The following is a 228-nucleotide window of genomic DNA, read 5'->3' on the forward strand; positions in this document are numbered from 1 at the left end:
GGCCTGATCGTCGGCGTGGTCTCGATGCTGCTGCTGGCGACCCAGAACCGGTACGGGCAGCGGCGGTTCGGGACGGTGGTCGTCGGGCTGCTGCTGGTGATCGTCGTGGGGTTCCTGGCCGGGCTGCTGATCGGCCCGCCCGGTCCCGGCGAGATGCTCGGAGGCCTGGTCCCGCGGTTCGCCGGGACGGACTCCGTGCTGCTCGCGGCGTCGGCGCTCCGCGCCACG

Annotated in this window: 1 protein-coding gene; it reads left to right on the top strand. The window is 74.1% G+C overall.

The features are described from left to right. On the top strand, nt 1-228 hold a 228-nt coding region (locus tag KVT14_RS22030), incomplete at both ends, for a divalent metal cation transporter (protein WP_217617454.1).

This window comes from Cellulomonas sp. GbtcB1 (genome assembly GCF_019091725.1).
Classification (GTDB): Bacteria; Actinomycetota; Actinomycetes; order Actinomycetales; family Cellulomonadaceae; genus Cellulomonas.